The following is a 26,298-nucleotide window of genomic DNA, read 5'->3' as shown; positions in this document are numbered from 1 at the left end:
CCCGAGCGCGCCGCCGCGATCGCCGCGGCGCGCGGCACCACCGCCGAGCGCCTGCGCGCGCGCCTGGCCGGTGATCTGGATTCGATCGTGGCGCAGGCCACCGCGGACGCGCCCGACGAGCGCTATCGCAGCGCCGCCGCGCTCGCCGACGACCTCGCGCGCTGGCGCGACGGGCAGCCGGTGCAGGCGCGCCGCGCCGAGCGCGGCTACCGGATCCGACGCGGCCTCCGCCGTTACTGGCCGGCCGTCGCCGCGGGCGTCGCCGCAATCGTGTTCCTCGGCTACCACCTGGCCAGCCTCGATGCCGCGCTCGAACGCACTCAGGCCGAGCGCAACCGCGCGCGGCTGGCCGAGCAGCGCGCCGAGCAGAGCCGTGCCCAGGCCGAGCGCGACCGCGACAGCGCGCAGGCGGTCTCGCGCTATTTCGTCACGATGTTCCGTGCCGCGAGCCCGGCGGCCACGCGCGATGGCGACGTCAGCGCGCGCGAGCTGCTCGATGCCGCGCAGGCGCAGCTCGACGAGGCACAGGCCACCGCGCAGAGCCCGCGTGCGGTCGGTGCGATCTGGCAGGCGCTCGCGCAGGTGCGGCACGAGCTCGGGGACTATCCGGCCGCGCTCGCCCTGCAGCAACGCGCCGTGGCGGCGCAGCGCAGCGAGGGCGATCCGCGCAGTCTCGCCGACGCGCTGCGCGTCGAAGGTTGGGCGAACTACTTCCTCGATCGCCCGGCCGTGTTCCTCGAGCGCATGCAGGCCGCCGATGCCCTGCTGGAGCGCGCCGGCCTCACGCGCGACCCGCTCTACGCGCGCACGTCGAGTGCGATGGGGCTCGGGCTGTTCATCAACGGACGGCCCGACGACGCCTGGCCGTATTTCGAACGCTCGCTCGCGCTCGGTCGCCGGCTCGGCGCCGCGTACCGGGACGACTTCGTCAAGGATCTGCTCAACGCGGCAGCGGCGGCGATCGAAATCGGACAGAACGAGCGCGCGCGCGGCTGGCTGACGGAGGCGCAGGCCGCCGCCGCGCTGCAACGGCCGCGCAATGTCGACAACGAGATCGTGATTGGCACGCAGCTGGGCATGACGCTGCGCAAGCTCGACCGCCTCGACGCGGCGCGCCGGCAGTTCGAGCCGCTGATTCGCCGCGCCGAGGCCCACTACGGTCTCGGCCACCCGCGGCTGGTCTATGCGCAGGTCGAGCTCAGTGCGCTCGATCTCGCGCAGGGTCGCAGCGAACGCGTGCTGCAGCGCGTGGACAGCATGGAGCGCCTGCTCGGCCACACCTTCTCCGCCGGCCACGGCTCGATCGCGGACGTGCACGGACTGCGGGGCGTGGCTCTCGTGGAGATCGGCCGTCTCGGGGAAGGGCGCGACGTGCTGCGGCGGCTGGTCGGGATCCGAGGTGCGCAGACCTCGCCGGAGACGCGCCACCTGCTCGAGGCGGTCGCACTGGCGCGCAGCACCTGCGCCGCCGATCTCGCCGCCGCCGCCGCGCGGCTGCGCCGCGCGAAGGGCACCGAGCCTTGGCAGCATCGGCTGTCCGCGCGCTGGCTCGCCGACTGCGGACCGCGCTGAGGCGACGCAGCGCTGCGCGCGACCGCATCGGACCGGTGCGGCACGCGCCGCGCCACACCGGCCGCAGCCCGCTTGTGCAAGCACGGGCTCGTGGCGTCGGTCACTCCGGGTAGCCACGACCTCCACGCAAGGTGCTGTCGCGCCGCCGTCCGCACCACGACCGTCTACATGCAACGCGAATACACGTGAGCAGATCGGCGCCGTGCGCGATCGCGTCAGAACTCGTGCGCCCAGTTGTTCCGTGCATACGCCTGCGGGTCGCGCAGGTAGGCGGCGAGGCGGCGCTCGGCGTGCCGGTAGTCGCCGGCGGTGACCGCGATGCCGTCGTCCCACGTCAGGCCGAGCGGCACGCCCGGCATCTCGGGCAGCAGCAACAGGATCTCGCGCAAGGCGTCGCGTGCCGGGGATGCATCGTGGCGGACGTGGCGGCGCAGATGCCGGCGGGCACGCGCGCCCGCGATGTCGTCGAGCGGGATTACCCGGCCGCGGCATGCCTGCGTGGCGTCGACCTGCGTGAGCGCGACCCACGCGACGGGGGCGGGCGCATCGTCGATGCAGATGCGCCGCGGGCCCGGCATCGCCCGTGCCTGCGGCGCGCCGGCGGCCGCGAGAACGAGTGCGGGCACCAGCGCGCAGGTAGCCAGGGCGCATGCGGGCGGCAGGCGGGAGAGTGGGCGCGGAACAGGCATGGTGGGTCCTCCGTCGTCACCCCGTGGTACGAGAAACAGGCCTGAGCGCTGACAGCGGCCCGCGGCCGACGCCGTGCATCGCATCCTGCGGATGCCGCGACCGCGTTGCGCCATCGTGTCGTGTGGCGGCGGACCGCATGCTCCACGCCTGCTCGCGCAGGTGGTGCGGGCAACCTCGGTCGATGCGCCGCGCGCGATGTCAGGGATCGCCACGGTCTTCCGTACCGGTCGATGTCGCGCATATGCCGACGTCATCGGAACGACACCATGCACATTCGAACACTCGCGGCCGCGCTCACCATCGTCCTTGCCGGACATGCATCCACCGCACGCGCGGGCGAGAACTGCCTCACGTCGGCCGGGAGCAACGGCTCGACGGCCGGCGGTGCCAGCGCGCTCGCGTGCGGTCCCTACAGCAAGGCGCCCGGCAACAACGCCTCCGCGCTGGGACTCAATGCACTCGCCGCGAGCGAAGCCTCGACGTCGCTTGGGCTTGCGACATCCACCACCGCGGCGTTCGGCACCAGCATCGGCGCCCATGCCGCGACGTCGGGCGCCGAAGGCGTCGCAGTCGGCTTCGATGCGCGCGCGACCGAGCTGCAGTCGGTCGCCATCGGCAGCAAGCCGGTCGCCGCGGGCGTGCTGAACATCGCTGTCGGGCGCCAGGCGAGCACCAGTGGCCTCGGCGCGGTGGCGATCGGCGGACTCGCGCGCGCGCAGGGCGACGCCTCGATCGCACTCGGTCACCGCGCGCAGGCGGCGATCAAGCGCACCGTCGCGATCGGCACCGAATCCGCCGCCGTCAGCGACCGCGCCCACGCGATCGGCCTATGGGCCTACAGCGAGGGCATCTCCTCGACCGCGATCGGTGTGTCGGCGGAGGCGCGCGGCGTCCTCGCGCAGGCCATCGGTGCCTACAGCCACGCGGCGGACCTCGATGCGGTCGCCGTCGGTGGCATCGCGCATGCGGTGAAGCAGGGCGTGGCCGTCGGTACCGAAGCCGACGCCGCGGAACTCGGCGCGCTCGCCCTCGGGCACAAGAGCCGTGCGCTCGCGAGCTACTCCGTCGCGCTCGGCGGCGGCAGCGTGGCCGATCGTCCCCAGGTCGTCTCGGTGGGTGCGCCGGCCGAGGATCCCGCGAAGGTGCTGCTGCGGCAGATCGCCTACGTCGGCGACCCGTCGCAGTCCACCGACGCGGTGAACCTGCGCACGGTACAGCGCCTGATCAAGCTCGCCCTGCTCGAGCACTGCGCCGACGGTCATTGCGAGTCGACGAACCCGCCGTCGCCGGCGATGCGCTGAGGCGCGTCAGGTTTCGCGGGACGTCCTCGTACCTCCCCCTGACGCCGCTAACGCCACCGCACCCGCGGTCCGCGTCGCGGCGCCCTTCATCGGCACGGCTGCCGATGCACCTTTCCCCCGGAGTTGACCATGCGTTCGACCTTCAAGCTTTCCGTTCTCGCCGCCACCATCGCATTCGCACTGCCGCAGGCCGTGCGCGCGGGCGAGGTCTGCACCACGTCCCCTGCCCCTGCAACCGCGCCTGTCGCGCCGGGCACGAATGCGCTCGCCTGCGGCGGCGGCAGCCGCGCGACCGGTGCACGTGCAACGTCCGTGGGGCACATCGCTCAGGCGACCGGCGACGAGACCACCGCCGCCGGCAACGATGCGCGCGCGACCGATTCGGCGGCCAGCGCATTCGGTGCAGGGGCCTATGCGACGCACCACAGCGCGACATCGATCGGCTACGCCTCCCGCGCGGGCGCGATCGGTGCCACGGCCGTCGGCCGCCAGGCGACCGCATCGGGTTTCGCGGCCAGCGCCGTCGGTATGCAAGCCGAAGCGAGCGGTGAGCGCTCGAGCGCCTTCGGTTACCAAGCGAGCGCCGCCGGCATCGCCTCGAACGCCGTCGGCGCAGGTGCCTCCGCGAGCGGCATCGCTTCGAACGCGTTCGGTAACTCGTCCAAGGCGTCCGAGCGGTGGACCGTCGCCGCCGGCAACGGCGCCTGGGCGACGGCGGCGTCGGCCACCGCGCTCGGTACGAACTCCACCGCCGAGGGTACGGGAAGCATCGCGATCGGCAGCGCCATGGACCTCAATGGCGACGGATCGGTCAACGAGGCCGAAGCCTGGACCAGCGCGCAGGGCGCGATGTCGGTCGCGGTCGGTACCGCCGCCAAGGCGAGTGCGAACAACGCCATCGCCCTCGGCGCCTTCTCCACCGCCGACCGCACCAACACCGTCTCCGTCGGCTCCGCCACCCAGCAGCGCCAGATCACGAACGTCGCCGCGGGCACGCAGGCCAACGATGCGGTGAACCTGCAGCAGTTGCAGGACACGCTCAGCACCGCGCGCGCCTACACCGATACCGCCGTCGCCACCGGCGGCACCGCGTCGAATGCCTACACCGACAACCGCGAGGCCGCGGTGCGTCGCGACATGGCCACCGCCGACACGCAGATCCGCAGCGAGATGCAGGCCGGCGACGCGCAGACGCTGCAGTCCGCGCGCAGCTACACCGACCAGCGCTTCGCGCAGCTGATCGGCAGCGACCTGCCGACATTCGATCGCCGCCTCGATGACCTCGAGGCGCGCATGGGCTCGCAGGACGTGCGCCTCTCGCGCCTGGGCGCGGTGAATGCGGCGATGAGCCAGATGACCGCGAACGCGATGGGCACGCAGACCGCGCGCGGTCGCCTGTCGATCGGCGCCGGCTGGTACGGCGGCGAGTCCGCGCTGTCGGTCGGCTACGGCCGCAAGCTCGGCAGCCGCATGTCGATGACGCTCGGCGGCGCGTTCAGTGCCTCCGAGCGTAGCGCCGGCATCGGCTTCGGCGTCGATCTGTGATCACTTTTCCCCGGCGACAGGGACGTCGCCCCAATGGAGTTCCGACCATGCGCATGCGCCATCTTCCGCTGCTCCTTCTTGCTGTCGCCCCGGTGCTGTACGCGGCCACGCCCGTCCTGCGCGACGACTTCTCGCGCCGCACCAGCGGCTGGTCCGACAACGGCTCGCGCGGGCATCTCTCGCGCGGCTTCAGCACCTACACGCCGAGCGGCAAGTACCAGATGACGCCCACCGCCGACGGCACCGTCGGCGTCTCGCTGGCGCCGAAGCAGGCCGCGTCGCCCGACGTGGAGATCGGCGCCGACCTCTTCATGTACGCGGGCATCGGCGCCGGCGCGTCGGGCGTGGTCTGCCGCTTCCGCGACCACGACAACTACTACGCCTTCGTCGCGAGCGGCGCGCCGGGCTGGCTCATCCTGAAGGTGCAGGGCGGCAAGCCCACGCCGATCGCGCGGGGCACGCTGCCCAAGGGCGTGATGCCGGGTGCGGTGGAGGGCCGCCTCCAGGCGCGTTGCGAGGGCGACCGGCTCCGGATGGCCTTCGGCGGGCGGGTCGTGGGCGAAGCGCGCGATGCGACCTTCGCGACCGGCAAGGCCGGCCTGATCGTGATGGGCGAAGCCGCCGCCGGCACCAGCGCGACGTTCGACGACGTCGCACTCGACGACCTCGCGCGCTGAGCGCAGCGGCGGGCGTCGTCGTGGTCGCCGGCCGCATGCGAAAGGCCCGCCTCGCGGCGGGCCTTTCGTTCGTTGCGGCAGGCCGTGCTTACTGCAGCGACGCGCGCGGCGGCGACTGCTCGGTGCCGACCTGGCCCTGCTGCTTCTTCATCAGCTCGATCGCCTCAGCGCCGAGCTCGAGCAGTTCTTCCTTGCGCGCGGCCATCTGCACGCCCAGCTCGTCGAGCTGCTCGCGGCTCAGCACCTGCCGCGCGCGCTTGAACATCTCCTTCTCTTCCTCCTCGGCGTGGTGCTCGACGAGATCCTTGAGCACCTTCGCGCGGCCGCCGAACTTCTCGCTGCCGACTTCGGTCTCGAGCAGGTCGGGCAGCACCAGCTCGCCCGCGGCGCGATGCTCCTCGAGCGCCTCGAAGATCATCTCCTTGTCGTCGGATTCCTCGGCCGCCTGACGGAAGGCCGGATAGAAGATCTCCTCCTCGATCTGGGTGTGCACGTCGAGCTCGAGGCGGATCTTCTCGAGAAGCTGGACACGCGTCTTCTCGGCGCGGCTCGTCGTGTCGGTGAGCTGTTGGAACAGGCCGCGCACCTTCTCGTGGTCGGCCTTGAGCAATTCGATCGCATTCATGGAAGCACCTGTTCAGGGCGGGCGTTGGATGCGGTCCAGACTGCCAGCGGCCGCGTGACCGCAGTGTCAGACGTGCCCCTGCAGCCAGTCGACGATGCGCTGGTGGTAGTCCACCCGGTGGGTGGGCTTGCCGCTGCCAGCGAGGGAATGCGAGCCGCCGGGATAGACCACCATCATCGAGCGGTCGTTGCCCGCGCGCACCACGTTCGCGAACATCTCCTCCGACTGCCCCAGCGGGCAGCGCTGGTCGTCCTGGCCCTGCAGGAACAGGATCGCGATGTCGGCCTTCGCGGCATGCTCCACCGGTGACAGCCGTGCGTACTGCTCGGCCGATTCGTGCAGGTCGGCGCCCATCGCGTACGGCGTGACGTAGTAGCCGGTGTCGGAGGTGCCGCCGTGCGACTGCAGGTTGGCCACCGGCGCGCTCACGACGGCTGCCTTGAACAGGTCGCTCTTCGCCGCGACCCAGGCGCTCAGATAGCCGCCGTAGGACTTGCCGTAGCAGCCGAGCCGCGTCTCGTCCGCGACCCCGTCGGCACGCAGCTTCCGGATGATCGCCTCCACCTGCGGCAGGTCGTATTCGCCCCAGTGGCCGGTCAGGCGCCGCGCGAACTCGCCGCCGTAGCCGCCGGAGCCGACCGCGTTCGGTGCGAGCACCGCATAGCCCTTCGCGATCATCGGATACCAGTAGACATGGCTCGCGAAGTCGATCAGCGCGATGCTCTGCGGGCCGCCATGGAAGTCGACGACCAGCGGGAACGGTCCGTCGCCCTCGGGTGGCAGCATCAGCCAGGCCTCGACCGTCTCGGTGCCGCCGCGCTCCGTCGGCACCTCGAAGGCGCGCTTGTCCACGCGCGGCCGCAGCCGCTTCCCGAACCAGCGGCGGTTGAACGCGGTGAGCCGGCGTTCGCCGCTGCCGTCCCAGCGGACGTGATGCAGCTCGTCGAGCTCGGTGACCGATGCCGCCACGAAGGCGAGCCCGTCGCCGCTCGCGGCGAGTGCCGTCACGTGCCGCAGCCCGCCATCGACGGCGGTCGCCTCGCCGCTTGCCACGTCGACCACGGCGATCTCGAACAGCCCCTGCCGCGAGCGGATCGTCGCCACGCGGTCGCCGTCGGGATGCCAGACGATCGTCGCGCCTTCCAGCTGCAACTCGTCGCCGCCCAGCCAGCGCCGCTCGCCACTCCCCATGTCGTGGAGGTAGAGGCCGACGATCGAGTCGCCTTCGATGTGTCCCGCGGCGAAGGCGAGCGTGCCGCCGTCGGGCGAGAACTTGAGCCCGGTCACCGAGTACAGGTCGTCCGTCACCTGTCGGGCATGGCCGCCGTCCGCGTCGGCGAGCCAGAGGTCGGCCTGGTGGCGCTGCAGGCCACCCCGCTTGCGCGAGAAGGCCAGTGTCCTGCCGTCGGGCGACCACATCGCGTCGCTCACGTCGAAGTCGCCCTCCACGAGCGGCCGCACGTCGCCGGTGTCGGCGTCGATCTCGACGAGCCGCGTGCGCGAGCCGACCTTGGTCCCCGATCCGTCCATCTTGTAGGGCAGGTAGCGCACCACGATCGGGCGGTCCTTCGCCTGCGGGTCGTCGAGATCGTCCTCCTGCCACTTCACGCTCTGCAGCGCGAGCAGGCGACGGCCGTCGGGCGACCAGGCGAGCAGGCTCTCGAACTGCTCGCGCACGTCGGTGACCGCGCGTGCCTCGCCACCGTCGAGGCGGATCAGCTGCAGCTGCTGGCCCCTGTTCGGATCCCGCACGCTCAGGAAGGCGAGGCGCTCGCCGGCCGGATCGATCACCAGGGAGCGCGCATTGAAGTCGGACGCGGTCAGCTGGCGCGCACGCGCTCCGGGCGAGGCCGTGTCGATCGACCATGCGGTGGACCGGTAGCCGCCCTTGCTGCGGCTCGCGCGCGAGCGCACGAAGACCGTGCGTGTGTGCTGCGCGGCGGCGCTCAGATCCTGCAGGCTGCGGTGTCGGTAGAGATCGTCGGGCTTGACGGGGCGCATGGAGCCTCGTGAGGGCATTCGGGGGAACACAAAAGGAAAACGCCCAGCCGGAACCGGCGAGGCGCTTTCGGAAAGTGGATCGGCCGCCGAAGCGGCCGTGTTCACTCAGCGACGGTCTTCGCGGTTGTTCTGCTGGTTGTTGTTCTGCTGCGAGCCGCCTTCGCGACGCTGCTCGTTCTGCTGCGAGCTGCCCTCGCGGCGCTCGTTGTTGTTCTGCTGGCCCGAGCCCTCACGACGCTGCTCGTTCTGGTTGTTCTGGCCTTCGCGACGCTCGTTCTGGTTGTTGTTCTGGCTCATGTCTTCGTCTCCTGGGGGATGGGGGAGGGCCGGCCCCTGCCGGCCCTTCGATGACGCCGCCCTCGGCGTCCTGCTGCGTTTCGTCGTTTGGTGTCTTGCTTCTGCGTGGGGCCAGTTCACCAAATTCAGGGTTAGCGATCGGTGGATGGCGCGTGGTCGATCACGTAACGAGCGGCAGGAAACTGAAGACTTAAAACTGGTGAGTGCGGCGTCAGTGGCGCACCAGCGCCAGCCGTTGCAGCTCCGCGGAGAGCCATGTGCGCACCAGCGCTTCATGCCGCTGTTCGTTCGTGAGCGCGTTGCGCATCTCCACGACCAGCTCGTCCTGCCCGAAGCCTTCGCCGAGCTCGATCAGCAGTTCCCACGAGGCGTTGTCGATCAGCTCGGCGGCGAGCACCGTCTGCAGCGCTTGCGCAAGCGTGGCACGCGGGTCGTTGATCGCCTGCAGAAGGCCGAGGCCCTGCACGCCGGTCACGTCGGCGCAGGGCGTCATCGCGGTCGAGTCGCCGCCCAGCCGCTCGATCGATCCGGCCAGCAGCGCGAAGTGCGCGGCCTCGTCGTCGCGGATGGCCTGCACCGCGTCGAGCGACATGTCGCCGGGCAATGCATCGGCCAATGACGCCTTGAGCAGCAGCGCGTCGTACAGCCGCACGCCACTGCGCTCGAATGCCGCGCGCTCGGCGAGCTTGTCGAGCAGGATATGCATGCGATGGCCCGCGAGCGCCTGCGCGGTGGCCCCGACCATGCCCTTGAGCGAGGCCGGCGGCGGCACCGAGCCGACCGCCTCGGCCTCGCGGCGGTAATCGGCGCGCAGTTCCTCGGCGCTGATCGACGGGCGGCCGACAGTGAGCTGAAGGTCGTGCATGCCGGCGAGTTCGGCGGCGTCCAGCGGCGAGGTCTTGATGCCGGTGCGATTCCGGCCGAGGGTGATTTCCGGTTGCTGCATGGGGGATCTCCTTGAAGTCGGTCAGGCCGCGCGCTTGTGCAGCGCGGCGAGTTCGGTGCCCGGGCGGTAGACATAGCCGTCGGCGACCGCCTCGCTCGGCGAGCCCTGCGAGTTGAGGTGCTCGCGGTAGGCGATCGACGCCTCGCCCTCGTCGCCCGAGGGCACGTACTCGGCGCCGCGCGCGCGCAGGTCGACTTCGGCCGTGAGCACCTCGCGCACGAAGTCGCGCTGGCTGGCGAACGGGATCGGATCCGGCAGCGATTCGCCGATGACCTCCAGCGGATCGCGACGCTCCACCTGCTTGAACAGTTCCATCACGTGCTGGAGCTGGCCCATCTCGTAGTCGAGGAAGCGCTCCCACAGCGCCTTGATGCGCGGGTTCGTCTCCTGCTGCGCGCAGCCGTAGTAGTTGTAGACCTCCATCAGCTCGTGCATGAGCCACTGCTCCATCCACGTCTGGTCCGGGTCGATGATCGACTCGTACTGCGTGGTGTGCTGCTCCTCGATCGAGGCGATCTCCGCGTACAGCAGCCGTGCCACCGGATCGGTGAACAGCGGCCCGATGTTCATGTAGTAGTTGTGGGTCTGCTGCTCGGCCGACATGATCGTGAGCGCGTGCAGCTTGGACAGCGGATGCGCGGTCTTTGCATCCATCGGCGTGCGCAGGTCGTCGTCGGGATGGCGGTGCTCCACGATCGTGGGGCGGCCCGGCAGGATGTCGGTGTAGCACTGCAGGATGTTGTTGGCGTCCTTGCCCTCCAGCCGGTCGAGCATCGCGCTGTAGCGATACATGTGGTCGAAGTCCTCGAGCAGGCCGAAGCGGTAGGTCTGCGCGAGGTATTCGTCGGGCTCGCGCTGGGCAACGGCAGCGGTGACCTCGATCGCCACCTGCTCATAGGCGATGGTGGTTTCCAGCGGCGAGTGGTCGGCACCGATGAGCCAGTTGATCGCGGTCGCCTGGTGCTGCTCCACGCGGCGGATGCGCGCGAGCGGCTCGCGCAGGTCGCGGTTCATGCGCGCGGCCATGTGCGAGAAGCGGTTGGCTTCCAGCTCCAGGCCGTTCATCAGGATGATGCGGATGCGCGTGAACGCGTCATCGTCGAGCTTGCTGATCGGTGCCTGCACCATCTCGCGCCACGTGAACCGCTGGCGATCGATCGGTGTGCCCTTGATGTCCGTCAGGCTGAGTGCCATCGGTGTCCTCCTGGTCAGTGACAGGGGACATCTCGCAACGAGCGTGCCAGCGCCGATGCCGCATTCCCTGCGCTCTTCGCGCGGGCGGTGCGCAAACTTTGCGGAAACCGTGCACGACCGGGAAGCGGCCGCCCTTCACGGCGTGTCCGCCCGGGGCCGCGTAGCGTCGCCGGTCGGCCCGGAGAGCCGACCTTTCGAGCCCTCATCGATCGTTCCATAGACGGAGACAGACCGCATGAACACCAAGACCCCGCTCGCGCTGGCCACGGCCGCGCTGGTGCTGCTGGCGACCACCGCCTGCAACCGCAACGACGACGCCAACGGCGGCACCAACAACACGCCGGCCGCGACCGCCGACGCCGGCGCCGACGCGACCGCGACCGCCCCGACGGGCCCCGAGGTCGTCCCGGGCACCGACAGCGCCGCACCGACGCAGGCCGAAGCGCTCGCGCTCATCAACGTGGTCAACGACCACGAGATCAAGGCGGCCGAGATGGCGAAGTCGAAGAACGTGACCGGCCCGGCGCTCGAGTACGCGAACATGATGCAGGCCGAGCACACGGCCAACATGACCAAGACGACCGAGCTGCTCGGCACGCAGGGCGGCGCGCCGGCCGACACCGCGCGCGTGACCGACCAGCGCGCCAAGGGCGAGGCCAAGCGCACGCAGCTCAACGGCATGACCGGCGAGGCGTTCGCGAAGGCGTACCTCGACCAGATGGTCATGGACCACCAGGAAACGCTGACGCTGCTCGACAGCCTGATGCCGGCTGCGACCGACGAGGCCGTGCGCACGCACATGACCGCCACGCGTGCGGCGGTGCAGAAGCACCTCGACCATGCCAAGCACCTGCAGGGCGGCACGGACGGCGCGGCGGGCACGACGCCGGCCGCGGGCACCGCGCCGGCCGGCGGCACCGCCGCGGGCGGCGGCACCGGGCAGGGCTGACCCGGCACCGGACGCCCGCCTGGCACGGGCGTCCGGCGGCTGCATGCATGACCGCACTCACCTGTGCTTACAGGCCGTGCGCGATGCTCAGGCTCCGGCGATCACGCCGGTCGCGTGGAGTGACGTCATGGGCAAGACAGACGAACGCACGGGCCGCCGACGCCCGCTCGACCAGGGCGGGCGGGCTCCGTCTTCCGACGGGACGCGCACCGTGGAGCGCAACGATCCTGCAAGTGCAGGAGAACAGGCCGTGCTTCTCGGCAGCTCCGGGGCGCCGACTGCAAGCGGGCGCGACAGCGCGCGCGCCGCGGAGGCGACGCGACAGACCGGCGGTTGACGGTTCTTGATGGCGCGGTTTGCCACGGCGCAGATGCCGGCTCAACGCGGGCTTTCCACGCGCGGCTCGGCCTGCGGATCGCGACGCTTGTCGCGCTCGTGTCCGTCGTTCGGTGGGGTGATGTCGCCGCCCTGCTCGGGCTGGCTGTGGCGGTCGAGCGGCTTGCGCAGCTCACCGCGGTCGTGATGCACCTCGGCCCCGGCGGGGCGGTCGTTCTGCAGCTTGCTCATCGCCTGTCTCCTCGCTCGGTCGATGAGGCTAGCGACGCACGACCGCACAGCATGTGATGGACGCGGGCGGACGATGCCGCCCGCGCCATCGGGGCCGTCGTGCAGGTTCAGAAGCTCGCGCGCACGCCGAGCGAGTAGCGCGTGCCCTCGTCGCGCACGTCGACGTCGCCGGTGAAACCCCAGGTGTCGTCGATCTTGAAGAGCGCGCCGGCCTGGCCGGAGAACCGGCTGTAGCCGTGGTCGAGGTCGCTGTACGTGGCCTTCGCCCAGCCTTCCATGCGCGTCCCGAGCGCTGCGCGCACGCCGGTGCTGGCGCGCGCGCCGTCGACGTCGGTCCAGTCGAGATCGCGGCGCTCGCCGCCGAGCTCGGCGATCAGTTCGGTGCGCCCGCCGAGCGCATGCGCATAGCCGATGCCGAGCGTGGTCTCGGTGCGGTCCTCGAAGAACAGTCCGCCGTCGTCGTCGGAGCCGCGGTGCAGGCTGCCGAAGGCATACCAGCTCTCGCCGATGCCGACGGAACCGCGCACGTAACCGCCGTCGTAGTCGAGGTCGCGGCCGAACACGGACGGCACCTCCTCGTGGAACCGGCTGATGCCGCCTTCCACGTACGTATGGCGCAGTTCACCGGCCGCGGCAGCCAGCGGCGAAGTCGCGAGGATCGCGACGGCGAGCACTCTCTTCATGAGCATCCCTCGTGCAGTGGCCTGCACGCTCCGTGCAGGGCGACCGGTCGGCCGCGCTGCATGGAGCCGTCGAAGCGGCCGTGAGTTCCGACCGCCGACGGCGTGGTTCACCCGCGCTTCACTTCCGGGACGGGGTGCCGCCGAGTGTTTCGCAGGCCGCGGGCGTCGCGTCGCCCGGCACGTCGATGCACGCGCGCAACGACGCCGGGGCATCGACGCGCAGGCTGCCACCGCCGTCGACGAGCACGTCGACCGGCGCCGCGCACGCGGGGATCCGCGGCGCGGCGCAGCCCGCGTCGGCGATGCGGAACCGGCATCGACCCGCGCGGCTCGCGATGCAGTCGAGCCGCGCGGTCGCGCCGTCGAACACCACGGCGGCATGCAGGCGGTCGATGCCGCCCTCGCGATCGCGATGCACGAAGCGGCTCGCGGCGCCGTCGCAGCCGAACAGGGCGAGCACGAGGCCGATCAGGGCGGTCAGGCGGTCCATGCGGTGTCTCCGGATCACATGTGGCGGAACAGCGCCATGTAGGGCGCGCTGACGGTCAGCGTTTCGCTGCGCTGCTTCAGGCGCAGCGTGCCGCGCCCGCTGTCGTCGCGCACGAGCGCGGCGACCGCACGCAGGTTGACGATCGTGGCGCGGTGCACCTGGCGGAAGCGCTCGGGGTCCAGGCGCGGCAGCAGCTCGCGCAGCGGCGTGCGCAGCAGGGCTTCGCCGTCGGCGGTGACCACCGTCGTGTACTTCTGCTCGGCGCGGAAATACAGCACGTCCTCGACCGCGATCAGGCGCGTCTCGCGCCCGGCGCTCGCGGTGAGCCACGTGAGCGGCGCAGGGGCATCGGTGGCGGCCGGCAGCTTCGGTACAAGGCGCTCGAGCAGCGCGGCGAGCGCGGCCGCGTCGTGCCCGCCGGCCTGCACCTGCAGGCGCTCGACCGTCGTGGCCAGGCGCTCGGGCGTCACCGGTTTGAGCAGGTAGTCGATCGCGCCGCGTTCGAACGCGTCGACCGCGTACTGGTCGTACGCGGTGACGAAGACGATGCGCGTGGCCGGGCTGGTCCGCGCGGCCGCGGCCGCGACGTCGAGGCCGGTCGCGCCGGGCATGCGGATGTCGAGGAAGGCGATGTCCGGGCGATGCTCGGCGAGTGCCTCGAGCGCGCTCGCGCCGTCCTCGCACTCGGCGAGGATCTCGAGCTGCGGCCAGGCCGCACGCAGTCGCGCGACGAGCGCCTCGCGCAGCAGCGCCTCGTCCTCGGCGACGATGCAGGTGGGCGCACGCTCAGCCATGGGCGGCCTCCGGGACGGGCAGCGTGAGCGTGGCGGCGACGCCGGACGGGAAGTTCGCGACCACCGCGAGCGACGCGGCTGTGCCGTGCACCAGCCGCAGTCGCTCGCGCACGTTCGCCAGGCCGATGCCGGTGCCGGCGGTCTGCGTACCGAGGCCTTCGCCGTCGTCGGCAACGGTCACCATCACGTCGCCCTCGGAGCGCCGTGCGCGGATCCATACCGTGCCGCCCGCGGTGCGCGGCTCGAGCCCGTGCTTGATCGCGTTTTCCACCAGCACCTGCAGCATCATCGGTGGCATCGGTGTCGCACGCAGTGCCTCGGGCACGTCGACCTGTACGTCCAGTCGCGGGCCCATGCGGATCTTCATGATCTCCAGGTACGCGAGCGCGCGCTCGAGCTCCGCGCCGAGCGTGGACAGCGTGTCCTCCGTGCGCGGCAGCGAATGGCGCAGGTACTGGATCAGGTGGCCGAGCATCGCCTCGGCGCGCGGCGGATCGCTGCGCGTGAGCAGCTGCGCGCTCGCCAGCGTGTTGTAGAGGAAGTGCGGCTCGACCTGCGCATGCAGCAGGCTCAGCTTTGCCACCGTGAGCTCCTTCTCCGTCGCGGTCTGCGTCGCCGCGGCCTGCTCGCCGCGGCGCACGTCGGCCACGCGACGCGTGATCGCGCGGGTCAGCGCCTCGGCGTTCTCGAGGTTGGTGCCGTCGTCGACCAGGAAGAAGTCCGTCCACGCCGGGCTGCCCGGCTCGCAGATCAGCGTCACGCTGCCGGTGCCCTGCATCGGCGTCACCGTCGCGAGGATCTGGTTGTGCTGGCGGCCGAACCACGACAGCGGATTGAAGCGGCCGAGCGGGCGCTCGCCGTAGGTGTCGGGCCGCGTGAGCCGGGCGCGCACCTGCAGCGAGTCGCGCGCGCTCTCCACGTGCTCGATCCGCGGCAGCTCGCGGATCGCCGCGTCGAGCAGGTCGAAGGCCTGGCCCGCCTCGAACGGGATCTCGACCTGCCGGCGATGGCGGTTGCCGAGCGCCTCGCGGTCGACGCGCCCGGCGATCAGGCGCACGCGGCGCACATGGGAGATCGCACCGGCGACCACGAGTGCCATCGTGAGCATCGACGCGAGCAGGATCGGGCCGTCGAAATCGCCGAGGATCCACAGCTCGAAGTACAGCGCGGCGGCGAGGCTGACCACGACCGCCCAGGCGGCGGCGAGGCGGAGCAGGAACAGGGTGCTGCGGATCACGGGGCGCTTCCGGAAGTCGAGGTGGACAGCCTAGCGGCGCGGTGCAGGGCCAAAAGGGGCGGTGCGACGGAACGGGGCAGGCGGCGACGGAACGCGCCCGGGGCCGGCAGGTTCGAAGGCGCCGCCGCGTCAGCGGCAGATCGCGACGCGCTTCGTGCGCGGGTCGATCAGCACGACGGCACCCGCGAGTGCGGGCGCGCCGACGAGCATCTCCGGGAAATCGGCCGAGACACGCGCCTCGACGTCGCGCAGGTGCACCTCGCCGATGCGGACCGGGCCCGCCAGGCGAGCGCGCTGGGTCTCGATCCGCCCGTTGGCGAGCGTCGCCCCACCCGCCGCCTTGAGCGGCGCGTTGGCGACGCGATCGTAGAGCGCACGCGGCAGCACCAGCGCGACGTCGGCGCCGGTGTCGAGCTGCGCGATCGCGGGCATGTCGCCGATCGTGACCGGGATCCGGAAGGCACGCTCGTAGGGCAGTGCATCGGCGGCATCCGGCGCGAGCCCGGTGCCGCGACTGAAGCGCAGGCGGCGCGCGCGATAGTCGATCACCAGCAGGCCGTCGGCGAAGAAGTCGCGCGCGAGGATGCCGTCGAACCGCGCCGCGGCCGAGACGCGACCCGCGTAGTCGCGAGTGATCACGTCGAGCTCGTCGCGCACCAGTCCGTCGAGCGCGATCGAGCGCAGGCGCGTGGTGTCGACGGCCGCGGTCCGCACGCCGTCGGACGTGCTCGCGCCCGCGCCGCGCGCCGCACCGAGCGCGGCGGCCAGGCGCGCGTCGGCGCGGGCCGTCCCGCTCGCGCCGGTGTCGACGGCGAAGCGGAACGGGCCACGTCCGTCGACCTGGACGGCCACGTAGATGCGGCTGTCCACCGTCTCGAACGGGACATCCACCAGGCGCTCCGCCGCGGGGACCGCCGCAGCGGCGCACGCGCCCGTTGCGGGCGGTGTGGCCATCGCGGTGCCGGCTGCAAGCGCGGCGAGCAGCGCGCTGCAATGGACAAAGGCGATGCCATGGTCGCACCGGGATCGCCGGCGTTCCTGGCCGCTGGCATCGGGGTGCTGCGTCATCGCGCGGTTTCGCGGGGCGATCGGGGGCATCGGCAGTCCTCGTGGGTCGTCGCCACGCATGCGGATGCGCCGCGCGGTCGGGCGACCACGCTGCCGCGGCGTGGAGGGGCCGGCTACCGCGGTCCGACGAACCGGGGCCGGCTGCGACGAACCCGGCGATGCGCGGCCCGGGCGTTGGGCCCTGCTGCGCTTTTTCCCCATGCGAGCGCGCCGGCCCGCACGAGGGTCTGCGCATGGCCCGGCGACCCCATGCGACCGGGCGGTCGCCCGGCATCCATCAGCGGGCGCCCGTGAGGCGCCCGGGGCCCGCGGACACGCCGCCCGCCCTACTTCTCGCGCCGGTAGTTGAGCGAGCCCCGCGTCTCCTCCGAGCCCGACTCGAATTCGAGGTCGAAGCCGCGCGTGAGCAGGTAGCGCAGCGTGAGCACGTGGCCGGTGCCGAGCAGCGAGACGCCGTAGCCGACATAGAGCCGCGGCGAGATGTATTTGCCGATGCCGAAGACGCTGCCGCCGAGCGTGCGGCTCTCGATCACGCCGGCATCGTCGAGGCCCAGCCGCGAGCCGAGTTCGGCGGCGAGCAGCGAGCCGCCCGCGCTGAGCGCCGCACCCGCCGCGCTCACCTGCCGGCCCTGCTCGGCGCCGAGCGTGCCGATCGGCCGGCCGAGGGCGAGATACGACAGCGCCTCCGACTGCGTCTGCCCGGTGCTCGACCAGACGTTCGCCCGCGGCTGCGAGGCGCGACCGCGCACGTCGATGCCCGCGGTGACGTCGCCGATGCGGCGCTCGGCACGGATGTCCAGGCGCGGATCACCCACCGCCTGCCCGGTCCACGTGAGCATGCCGCGGGTGATCTCGAGGCGCTGCCCGTAGGCGACGTAGCGCCCGGAGACGTCCATGCGCCCCGTCGCGCTGACCTCGCCGCCGGGGCGCGTGCGCACCTGCATGCGGCCTTCCACGCGCCCGTCCAGGCCGAAGCCCTGCAGGCGCACGTCGTCGCCGGCGATCAGCGCGAAGTCGAGGACGATCGGCGTCTTCGGCTTGCTCGTCGCGACGGGATCGACCGGATCGAGCACGACCACGTCGGGTGAGGCCTTGACCCGCCGCTCGAGGCGCTCGAGCTGCACCAGGCCCGAGGGCACGCGCACTTCACCGCTGATGCGGACCGGCTCGCCGGTCTGGATGCGCACCTGCATGTTCGGATCGACCACCGCGCGCAGCTGGCGCGTGTCGGCCACCTCCACGTTCTCGCCGCGCAGGTTGAGCACGATCGGCGCATTGGTGCGGCGCCAGGCGAGGTCGCCGTCGACATTGAGCCAGCCCTCGCCGGAGCGCACGCGGCCGTCGATGCGCGCGCTGCCGTCGGGGCGTGCGGTGAGCGTCGCCGTGCCGTCGGTGAGCTCGACGCCGAGCGCCGGCAGCTCCGTGTTGAAGCCGGTCAGCCGCGCCTGCCCGCCGAGCAGCGGCACCGCGCGCGTGCCCGACAGCCGGATCTGCGCGGTCAGTTGCCCCTGCGGCTCGACGATGTCGGGCGAGAACAGCTCGATCCACGTGAGCTCGCGCGTGTCGGCGTTCACCGTGCCCGACAGCGGCGAATGCGCTTCCCAGCCCGTCGCGATGTCGGCGCGCACGCGGCCGCCGCCGTACAGGCCGGAATCGAGCACGAAGCGCAGGCGCTGCGGATCGAACGTGCCGCGCAGCGAGAGCCCGGTCCAGCGCACGAGTTCGACCGGCTGCGAGGGATCGAGGCGGAAGCCGCCCGCCGCGGAGGTGACCGTCGCCTCGCCGCGCCAGCTGCCGCCCACCGGGCGCACGCGCGCGGTGAGGTCGATCGCGCCGCTCGGCTGCCAGCGGCGCTCGGTGCCCGGCTGCTGCGGCAGGTAGCCCATCAGCAGCGTGAGCGGCACGCCGCGGCCGTCGACCGCGATCCCGCTGCGCGGCCAGTCGCCGCTCGCGCAGAGCGAGCCGCCGCCGCTCGATGCGAGGCACGTGCGCGCGAGCGCGAAGCGGCCACCGCCGAAGCGCAGCGAGGTGGGTGACGTCAGCGACCACGGCGCACCGCGCGCCGGTGCGAGCCGCAGCGTCGCCACGCGTGCCTGCCAGTCGGTGCCGGCCTTGCGCGCATCGCCCGAGAGCGCCACGGCGCCGAACTCGCCGCGCGCGTCGGCGGTCAGGCGCAGCGCTTCCATCGCGCCGCGCGCGTCCACGTTGAGCGTGTCGAACGGCAGGCCGAGGGTGAGCCCGGTGCCGCGCAGGCTGATCGCGCCCGGCGTGCCGCCCGCGCGCCACGGCAGACGGCCGCGTGCGGTGAGCGTGCCGATGCGGTAGCTCGACACCGCGACGTCGCGGCCGGTGAGGTCCGCGGCGATATCGGGCGAATTGCGTGGGCCGCTGATGCGCAGCGTGCCGCGCAGGCCGCCGCGCGCATCGGGGAGCAGGTCCTGCAGGTTGAGCGGTGACAGGCGTGCGTCGATGTCGAGGCGCTTGCCGATGCTGCCGCGTGCATCGATGCGGCTCCCGCCCGCGGCGAGCTGCACGCGGCCGCTGATGTCCTCGCCCCGGATGCGCGCGCTGCCACTGCCGGCGAGCGCGCGTCCGCGCAGCGTGCCGCCGATCCGCGCCACGTCGACATCGGCGGTGAGCGCGCCGGTGCGTCCCGGCGGCGCGGCCGCGCGCTGTCCCCGCGTCGTCAGGCGTGCATCGACGGCGCCGGGCCAGCCGTCGGCCACGAACGAGGGATCGAAGTCCTCGAGGGTGGCGTCGACATCCCAGCGCAGCGTGGGCTGCAGCGCCATCGTGCCGCGCGCGAGCAGCCGCCCGCGGTCGACGACCAGCGCCGCATGGCCCGCGTAGCGGGGCCCGGCGATGTCGAACGCACCGCTGCCACCGACGCGACGGCCGCGCAGGCGCCCGCCCAGCCGCGGGATCTCCACGCGCGCCTGCAGCGCCTCGCCCGTCGGCTGCCGGCCGCGCGTGAGCACCGGGCCGTGCAGCGCGCCGTTCCAGCCCGGCACGAAATAGCCCGGGTCGAAGCCGGCGAGCTGCGCCCGCAGGTCCCACGCCAGTTCCGGGCGCCAGGCGACGCGGCCGGTGGCGTCGAGCGTGCCGGTCGGCATGCGCGCCTGCAGGCGCCGCAGGTCGAGCGTCGCGTTCGCACCCGTGCCGAGGAGGTCGACCTGCGCGCGCTGCGTCCCGCGCGTGAGGCGCGAGCGACCCGCGACCGCCCACGCCGCCTGCGTTCCCGAGACGCCGAATTCGCCGTCGCCCTGCACGCGCGAGGCACCCTCGCCCCAGCCGAGCCCGCGCGCGACCAGCGAATAGTTCACCCGCGCGTCCTTGCGGTCGCCGAAATCGCCGCGGCCGCGCACGGTCACGCGGCCGCCGAGTACGTCGACGTCGAGTGGAGCGAAGGCGAGCACCTGCTCCTCGAGCTGCAGGTTCGATGGCCGTACGGCAATGCGCATGTCGCCCTGCACGACCTCGGCGGTGAGGCGCGCACGGCCGCCGGTGCCGTCGCCGGCGATGTTCGCGGTCATGCGCGGTGCGTCGGGATCCGGCGTGCCGGTGATCGCGCCGAGGTCCAGCCCGTCGGCGCGAGCGCGCAGCTGCCAGCGCACGGCTTCCTCCGGCCCGTGCAGCCACAGCGTCGCGCGCACCGGCGCCGGGGCGGCGCCGGCAATGCCGACCACCATGTTCGTGATCGAGCCCCGCGCGACCAGCCCGAGCCGCAGCGGCTCCGCGCTGCCCTTGAGCGGCAGCACGGCGGTCGCGGTCAGGTCCGTGCGATAGCGCTGCGCGGGGATGTAGATGCCGTGCAGGCGGAAGTCGCCGCGATCACTGTCGACCGCGACCTTCTCCAGCTGCAGGCGCCCGTGGCGCACGTCGAGACCGCCGCGCACGCGACGGATGTCGATCAGCGGCTCCTTCGCGCGCGTGATGCGCAGGCCGTCGATCACGATCGTGTCGGCCTGCATCGCGAGCGGCGGCGCGATCTGCGGCAGCGACTCCGGCCACTTGGGCAGCTCGAAGGGCTTCTCGCTCGGCGCGAGGTCGAGGGTCGCGCCCTCCACCTGCATGGCGTCGAGCCGCAGGCGCCGCGAGATCAGCGGGCGCAGCGCGGGGTCGAGCATCACGCGCCTGGCGGTGAAGTGCGTCTCCTTGAAGGAAAAACGCACATCGAACAGCGTGATGGGCCCCGACGCCGGGCCCTCCGCGCGCGACCATTCGAAGACCGTGCCCTCCGGCAGGCGGCCCTTGATCTGCGCGAGCAGCAGGTCGCGGCCGGCGATCGTGGTCAGCAGCCACCAGCCGATCACCAGCGTGGCGACGATGAGCACGCCGCTGACCGCCGCGCTGCGCAGTCCGATCGTGCGCAGGCGCTTGCGGCGCTTCGCGCGCAGCTCGGCGATGCGCGCCTCGCGGTCTTCCGGTGTCGGATCGTCCGGGCGCGCGTTGCGCGCGTCGGGCAGCCGGCTCACAGCTCGGCTCCGAGGCCGAGGTAGATCTGGAACGGCGCGTCGGGGTTCTTCAGCCCGCGCGCGATGTCGATGCGGATCGGGCCCACAGGCGAGCGCCAGCGCACGCCGAAGCCCACGCCCGTGTGCCAGTCGGGGCGCTCGTTGTAGGCGCTGCCGCTGTCGGCGAAGACCGCATAGCCCCAGCGGTCGTTGAGGTAGCTCTCGAACTCCACGCTGCCGGTGACCACGTGGCGCGCACCGATCGCGAAGCGTTCGTCGCCGTCGCCCACGCGCGGGCCGACTTCGCGCCAGGCATAGCCGCGGATCGAGCGCTCGCCGCCGGCATGGAAGCGCAGGCTCGGCGGCAGCGCGCCGATCGGCGCCTCGAGCTTCGTGACGCCGCGCTCGGCGCGCAGGATCAGGCGCGACCGCTCGCCCAGGCCCATGAACCAGCGCACGGTGCCGTGCGCCTGCACGAAGGTGTCGTCCTCGCCCTCGCCGGCGGTGCCGATGCCGCCGCGCAGCATCACCGTGGAAGCGAAGCCGTTGCGCGGCAGCAGGCGGTCATCGACCGTCGTGTACTCGGCGCGGATCGACGGGTAGGTGAACGAGGCATAGCGGAAATCCGGCGGCGTCGCCGGATCGTCGTCCTGTTCGGCGGCATATGCCCAGCGCTCGCGCAGCACGTGGATCGAGGCGACGGCGGTCAGGCCGAGGTCGATCTGCCCGCTGCGGCTCGCGGCGAACTCCACGCGGCGGTTGTCGATCCAGTCGGTCTGCTCGTCGGCGGACTGCAGCGAGAACGTGTACCAGCCGTCGAGCCAGGCGAACGCGGGAATGCGGTATTGCAGCGTGAGCAGCTTGCGCTTCTGCGCATAGTCGAGCGACGCGAGCGCCTTGTGCCCGCGCATGTTCACGTAGCGGTGCTCGCTCGACAGCCGGATGCCGGCGCCGCTGTCGGAGCCGTAGCTCAGGCCGGCGGTGTAGATCGAGCGCTTCGCGGGCGTGAGCCGCACGTCGACCGGCACCTGCCGGTCCAGTGCCTTGTCCACCAGCGGTTCGACGTCGATGCTCTCGAAGTACTCGAGCCGCTGCAGCGACTCGCGCAGGCGCTCGATGCGGTCCTGGTGGTAGGGCTCGCCGACCTGCCAGTTGACGAGCTTGTGCAGCAGGCGGTCGTAGACGACGGCTTTCGGCGTCTGCGTGAAGCTCGCCCCGCCCATGCGGTAGCGCGCGCCGCTGGTCCAGGCGAGCTCGATGTCGGCCGCCTTCTGCGCGCGCGTGACCTCGACACGATGCGTCGGCAGCTCGGCGTCGAAATAGCCGCGCTCGGCGAGCCGGCGGCTGATGCGCGCCTTGCTCGCCTCGTAGCGCACGTGGTCGAGGATCTCGCCCACCTCCGGCTGGAAGCGCGCCAGGTCGTCCTGCAGCACCTCTTCCTTCCCCGCCTCGCCGTCGATGCGCACTTGGCGGCTGCGCACGCGCACCGGCTCGCCCGGCGTGATGTCGATGACGATCCCGGCCCCGGTGCGCGTCACGCGGATGGCCGGATCGTAGTAACCGAACGGCTCCAGCGCCTCGCGCGCCTCGCCCTCGGCTTCCTCGAGCAGGTAGCGCAGCCGCCGCTCGGAGACGTCGTCGCCGATCGAATCGCTCAGCGTGAGCGAATTGAGGACGTTCTCGGTCATCGCCGGATCGAGGCCACGGATGTCCACGCGCTCGATCTGCACGGCCTGTGCGGGCAGCGCGGCGAGCAGGGCGAGGAGCGGGAGGGCGGCGCGCGGGGGGAAGGCGTGCATGCGTTCAGGATAGCGATCGGCGTGTAAAGGCGGCCGTGACGCGAAAACACCCGGTTTCCCCGGCGCTTTCACTGCATGTTGACGGTAGCGACCGCTCGCGACGACTCTTCGCTGCGTGGACGCCGGCACGGTGCGTCCCTGTCGACGAAGTCCTGCTTGCCGCTGCCACGCGGTGGGTTTCTCGCGACGACGTGTCCAGCGCACGTCCGTGCCGCGCTCCGCTGCGTGGCTTCGATGCGCCGGGCACGGGCGCACGTGGATTCAGAGTCCCCGGGCGTCGAGCGTCGGCCTTCGCGTCGCTACGAGGGCCGATCGCGATTGCGCGCGATGAGCGCACCACGCACGGAAGGCGGCGCCACGAATGCGCGCGCCGTGCGGATCTCGACCTTGCGCGATGCGCCTCAGCCGACCGACAGGTACTCGATCGCGGCGACGCTGCCCAACCGGTCGGCGAGCCGCTGCAGCAGCGCGAGGCGGTTGCGGCGCACGGCCTCGTCCTCGACGTTGACCATCACGCCGTCGAAGAACGCATCCACCACCGGACGCAGCTGCGCCAGGCGTGCGAGCACGGCGGCATAGTCGCGGGCATCGAGCATCGGTCCGGTATCGACCTCGGCGCGCGCGAGCGCCACGGCCAGATCCTTCTCGGCGTCCTCCGTGCACAGGGACGCATCGAATGCCGGCAGCGTGCCGCCCTCGGCCTTGCGCAGGATGTTGCGGATGCGCTTGTTCGCCGCGGCGAGCGCCTCGGCTTCAGGCGCCTTCGCGAATTCGCGGATGGCCTGCACGCGCGCGTCGAAATCCGGCAGCGACTCGTGCACGGCATTGAGCACCGCGTCGAACTGCGCACCGGTGACGCCGCGGTCGGCGTGGTAGCCGCGCAGGCGGTCGTAGACGAAGTTCGTGACGTCATAAGCGCCGACGTCCGCCGCCTGCAGCGGCTGCAGCCCCACCGCGCGCTCGACCAGGCCGTGCAGCATCAGGTCGCGCCCGCCTTCCAGCAGCGTGCGCGCCAAGCCCAGCGCATTGCGGCGCAGCGCGAACGGATCCTTGTTGCCGGTCGGGCGCAGGCCGGCCGCGAAGCCGCCGGCGAGGGTGTCGAGGCGCTCGGCGATCGCGAGCACCTGGCCGAGCTTCGATGGGGCGATCGCATCGCCCGCGAAGCGCGGCATGTAGGCTTCGTCGATGGCGGCCGCGACTTCGGCCGGCTCGTTCGCCGCCAGCGCGTAGTGGCGCCCGGCGATGCCCTGCAACTCGGGAAACTCGCCGACCATGCGCGACTGCAGGTCGTTCTTGGCCAGCAGCGCGGCGCGGCGTGCGAGCGTGGCATCCACGCCCACCTCGGTCGCGATCGACTCGGCCAGCGCGGCCACGCGCGCGGCCTTGTCGGCGATCGTGCCGAGCTTGGCCTGGTAGGTCACCGTCGACAGGCCCTCGCCCATCGCCGCGAGGCCCTGCTTCAGGTCCTCGTCGAAGAAGAACTTCGCATCCGCGAACCGCGGGCGGATCACGCGCTCGTAGCCCTTGCGGACCTCGGCCTCGTCCTTCGACTCGATGTTGGCGATGCCGACGAAGCGCTCGGAGAGCCGTCCGTCGGCGTCGAGCACCGGGAAGAACTTCTGGTTCGCCTCCATCGTGGCGATCAGCGCCTCCTGCGGCACGGCGAGGAACTCGCGTTCGAAGCCGCAGAGGACCGCCTTCGGCCACTCGACGAGGCCCACGACCTCCTCGAGGATGCCCTCGTCGATGCGCGCCGTGCCGCCGGCCTCGGCGGCGGCGCGCTCGACCTCGGCGCGCACGCGGCCGCGGCGCTCGTCGGGATCGACCAGCACCTTCGCGGCGCGCAGCGATTCGACATAGTCCTCCGGCGAGGTGAACCACACCGGCTTGTCGAACATGAAACGGTGGCCGCGGCTCATGCGGTCGGACTTCACGCCGAGCAGCTCGACATCGATGATCTCGCCGCCGAGCAGCACGACGAGCCAGTGCACGGGCCGCGCGAAGCCGAAGTCGTTCGCACCCCAGCGCATGGGCTTGGGGATCGGCATCGCGGCGATTGACTCGGCGAGCACCTCGCCGAGGAGGTCGCGCGTGGCCGCGCCGGGCTTGGTCGCACGGTGCACGAAGCGCTCGCCCTTGCCGTCGGTGACGCGCTCGAGCTGCGTCCACTCCACCCCCGCCTTCTGTGCGAAACCCTGGAGTGCGCGCGTGGGCGCTCCGTCGGCATCGAGCGCGACGTTGAGGTACGGCCCCAGCACTTCGGACTTCTGCTCGGGCTGCATCTCGCTTACGCCCGGCAGCGCGACCGCGAGGCGGCGTGGGGTGTAGAGCGGCTTCGCGCCGTCGCGCGCGACCGCGATGCCGCGCTTTTCCAGCCCCGCGACGACGCCGTCGAAGAACGCCTGCGCGAGGCCCGCGAGCGCCTTGACGGGCAGCTCCTCGGTGCCGAGTTCGATCAGCAGCGGCTTCATGCGGCGGTCTCCACGGTCGACTTCAGGCCCGGGAAACCGAGCTTCTCGCGCTGCGCGAAGTAGGCCTGCGCCACGCCCTGCGCGAGCCGGCGCACGCGCAGGATGTAGCGCTGGCGCTCGGTCACGCTGATCGCGCGGCGCGCGTCGAGCAGGTTGAACGAATGGCTGGCCTTGCAGACCTGGTCGTAGGCCGGGAGCGGCAGGCCGAGCTCGACGAGCTTGAGCGCCTCGGCCTCGCAGGCGTCGAAGCGATGGAACAGCTCGGCCACATCCGCATGCTCGAAGTTGTAGGTGCTCTGCTCCACCTCGTTCTGGTGGTAGACGTCGCGGTACGTCACCGGCGTGCCGTCCGGGCCGATCGTCCAGACGAGGTCGAAGACGTTGTCGACGTTCTGCAGGTACATGCACAGGCGCTCGAGGCCGTAGGTGATCTCGCCGAGCACCGGGCGGCATTCCAGGCCGCCGGCCTGCTGGAAGTAGGTGAACTGGGTGACTTCCATGCCGTTGAGCCAGACCTCCCAGCCCAGGCCCCAGGCGCCGAGCGTGGGGGACTCCCAGTTGTCCTCGACCAGGCGCAGGTCGTGCACCTGCGGGTCCACGCCGAGCGCCTTGAGCGAGTCGAAGTACAGCTCGACGATGTCCGGCGGCGAGGGCTTCATCACCACCTGGTACTGGTAGTAGCGCTGCAGGCGGTTCGGGTTCTCGCCGTAGCGGCCGTCGGTGGGACGGCGGCAGGGCTGCACGTAGGCGGCGTTCCACGGCTCCGGACCCAGCGCACGCAGGAACGTGGCCGGATGGAACGTGCCGGCACCGACCTCGAGGTCCAGCGGCTGGATGAGGACGCAGCCCTTCTCGCCCCAGAAGGCGTTGAGGCGCTGGATGAGTTGCTGGAAGGTCGGGGCGTGCATGCCGCAGATCCGTGTGGGCGCGCGGAAAGC

At 71.9% G+C, this 26,298-nt stretch carries 21 protein-coding genes; 5 read left to right on the top strand and 16 right to left on the bottom strand.

Annotated elements, in window-relative coordinates:
* On the top strand, positions 1-1,572 hold a 1,572-nt coding region (locus ACYVJJ_RS03710), incomplete at its 5' end, for a serine/threonine-protein kinase (RefSeq protein WP_460831199.1).
* Positions 1,573-1,787: 215 nt separating this feature from the next.
* On the opposite strand, the gene ACYVJJ_RS03705 is transcribed toward ACYVJJ_RS03710, so the two are convergent.
* Positions 1,788-2,261, bottom strand: coding sequence for a hypothetical protein (locus ACYVJJ_RS03705; protein ID WP_460831198.1), 474 nt, complete (start codon positions 2,259-2,261; stop codon positions 1,788-1,790).
* A gap of 267 nt (positions 2,262-2,528) precedes the next feature.
* Here ACYVJJ_RS03705 and ACYVJJ_RS03700 point away from each other — a divergent pair, with 267 nt between their 5' ends.
* The 3 genes from ACYVJJ_RS03700 (at position 2,529) to ACYVJJ_RS03690 (ending at position 5,785) form a co-directional block, all read left to right on the top strand.
* Positions 2,529-3,563 (top strand): hypothetical protein, encoded by a 1,035-nt coding sequence (locus ACYVJJ_RS03700; protein ID WP_460831196.1) that lies wholly within the window; start codon positions 2,529-2,531, stop codon positions 3,561-3,563.
* A gap of 129 nt (positions 3,564-3,692) precedes the next feature.
* A complete protein-coding gene (locus ACYVJJ_RS03695) occupies positions 3,693-5,108 on the top strand; it encodes a YadA-like family protein (RefSeq protein WP_460831194.1) in 1,416 nt (471 codons plus the stop codon).
* A gap of 53 nt (positions 5,109-5,161) precedes the next feature.
* Positions 5,162-5,785 (top strand): hypothetical protein, encoded by a 624-nt coding sequence (locus tag ACYVJJ_RS03690; protein ID WP_460831193.1) that lies wholly within the window; start codon positions 5,162-5,164, stop codon positions 5,783-5,785.
* A gap of 88 nt (positions 5,786-5,873) precedes the next feature.
* Here the strand turns inward: ACYVJJ_RS03690 and ACYVJJ_RS03685 are convergent, their stop codons facing one another.
* The 5 genes from ACYVJJ_RS03685 to ACYVJJ_RS03665 form a co-directional block, all read right to left on the bottom strand.
* Positions 5,874-6,410 (bottom strand): hemerythrin domain-containing protein, encoded by a 537-nt coding sequence (locus ACYVJJ_RS03685; protein WP_460831192.1) that lies wholly within the window; start codon positions 6,408-6,410, stop codon positions 5,874-5,876.
* 66 nt (positions 6,411-6,476) lie between these two features.
* A complete protein-coding gene (locus ACYVJJ_RS03680; protein WP_460831190.1) occupies positions 6,477-8,411 on the bottom strand; it encodes a S9 family peptidase in 1,935 nt (644 codons plus the stop codon).
* A 105-nt stretch (positions 8,412-8,516) separates the two neighbouring features.
* Positions 8,517-8,708 (bottom strand): hypothetical protein, encoded by a 192-nt coding sequence (locus ACYVJJ_RS03675; protein WP_460831189.1) that lies wholly within the window; start codon positions 8,706-8,708, stop codon positions 8,517-8,519.
* Positions 8,709-8,919: 211 nt separating this feature from the next.
* The gene (locus ACYVJJ_RS03670; protein ID WP_460831188.1) at positions 8,920-9,654 is read right to left on the bottom strand and encodes a ferritin-like domain-containing protein; all 735 of its coding nucleotides are present in this window, start codon (positions 9,652-9,654) and stop codon (positions 8,920-8,922) included.
* A 21-nt stretch (positions 9,655-9,675) separates the two neighbouring features.
* A complete protein-coding gene (locus ACYVJJ_RS03665) occupies positions 9,676-10,848 on the bottom strand; it encodes a hypothetical protein (RefSeq protein ID WP_460831186.1) in 1,173 nt (390 codons plus the stop codon).
* 235 nt (positions 10,849-11,083) lie between these two features.
* Between ACYVJJ_RS03665 and ACYVJJ_RS03660 the strand changes: the two genes are divergently transcribed.
* Positions 11,084-11,797: a DUF4142 domain-containing protein gene (locus tag ACYVJJ_RS03660; protein ID WP_460831185.1), complete on the top strand. Its 714-nt coding sequence runs from the start codon at positions 11,084-11,086 to the stop codon at positions 11,795-11,797.
* A 378-nt stretch (positions 11,798-12,175) separates the two neighbouring features.
* Here the strand turns inward: ACYVJJ_RS03660 and ACYVJJ_RS03655 are convergent, their stop codons facing one another.
* The 10 genes from ACYVJJ_RS03655 to glyQ all read right to left on the bottom strand — a co-directional run bounded on the left by ACYVJJ_RS03655 (position 12,176) and on the right by glyQ (position 26,268).
* Positions 12,176-12,364 (bottom strand): hypothetical protein, encoded by a 189-nt coding sequence (locus tag ACYVJJ_RS03655; protein WP_460831184.1) that lies wholly within the window; start codon positions 12,362-12,364, stop codon positions 12,176-12,178.
* A 107-nt stretch (positions 12,365-12,471) separates the two neighbouring features.
* Positions 12,472-13,047 (bottom strand): hypothetical protein, encoded by a 576-nt coding sequence (locus ACYVJJ_RS03650; RefSeq protein ID WP_460831182.1) that lies wholly within the window; start codon positions 13,045-13,047, stop codon positions 12,472-12,474.
* Positions 13,048-13,165: 118 nt separating this feature from the next.
* Positions 13,166-13,537 carry a hypothetical protein gene (locus ACYVJJ_RS03645; RefSeq protein ID WP_460831181.1) on the bottom strand — a complete coding sequence of 124 codons (372 nt, stop codon included), beginning with the start codon at positions 13,535-13,537 and terminating at the stop codon, positions 13,166-13,168.
* A gap of 14 nt (positions 13,538-13,551) precedes the next feature.
* The gene (locus ACYVJJ_RS03640; RefSeq protein ID WP_460831180.1) at positions 13,552-14,331 is read right to left on the bottom strand and encodes a LytR/AlgR family response regulator transcription factor; all 780 of its coding nucleotides are present in this window, start codon (positions 14,329-14,331) and stop codon (positions 13,552-13,554) included.
* Positions 14,324-15,568, bottom strand: coding sequence for a histidine kinase (locus ACYVJJ_RS03635; protein ID WP_460831178.1), 1,245 nt, complete (start codon positions 15,566-15,568; stop codon positions 14,324-14,326). The genes ACYVJJ_RS03640 and ACYVJJ_RS03635 overlap by 8 nt, the downstream gene beginning before the upstream one ends.
* A 129-nt stretch (positions 15,569-15,697) precedes the next feature.
* Positions 15,698-16,459, bottom strand: a complete 762-nt coding sequence (locus tag ACYVJJ_RS03630; protein ID WP_460831176.1) for an aspartyl protease family protein — start codon at positions 16,457-16,459, stop codon at positions 15,698-15,700.
* Positions 16,460-16,962: 503 nt separating this feature from the next.
* Complete coding sequence (locus ACYVJJ_RS03625; protein WP_460831175.1) at positions 16,963-21,111, bottom strand: translocation/assembly module TamB domain-containing protein; 4,149 nt, start codon at positions 21,109-21,111, stop codon at positions 16,963-16,965.
* A complete protein-coding gene (locus tag ACYVJJ_RS03620; RefSeq protein WP_460831173.1) occupies positions 21,108-22,889 on the bottom strand; it encodes an autotransporter assembly complex protein TamA in 1,782 nt (593 codons plus the stop codon). Before ACYVJJ_RS03620 ends, ACYVJJ_RS03625 begins: the two co-directional genes overlap by 4 nt.
* Positions 22,890-23,290: 401 nt before the next feature.
* On the bottom strand, positions 23,291-25,360 hold the full coding sequence (gene glyS, locus ACYVJJ_RS03615) for a glycine--tRNA ligase subunit beta (RefSeq protein WP_460831172.1): 2,070 nt from the start codon (positions 25,358-25,360) through the stop codon (positions 23,291-23,293).
* A complete protein-coding gene (gene glyQ, locus ACYVJJ_RS03610) occupies positions 25,357-26,268 on the bottom strand; it encodes a glycine--tRNA ligase subunit alpha (RefSeq protein ID WP_460831171.1) in 912 nt (303 codons plus the stop codon). Before glyQ ends, glyS begins: the two co-directional genes overlap by 4 nt.
* Between the last annotated feature and the right edge of the window lie 30 nt (positions 26,269-26,298).

Source organism: Lysobacter humi (ex Lee et al. 2017) (genome assembly GCF_054781815.1).
This window is presented reverse-complemented; position numbering and strand designations above follow the sequence as displayed.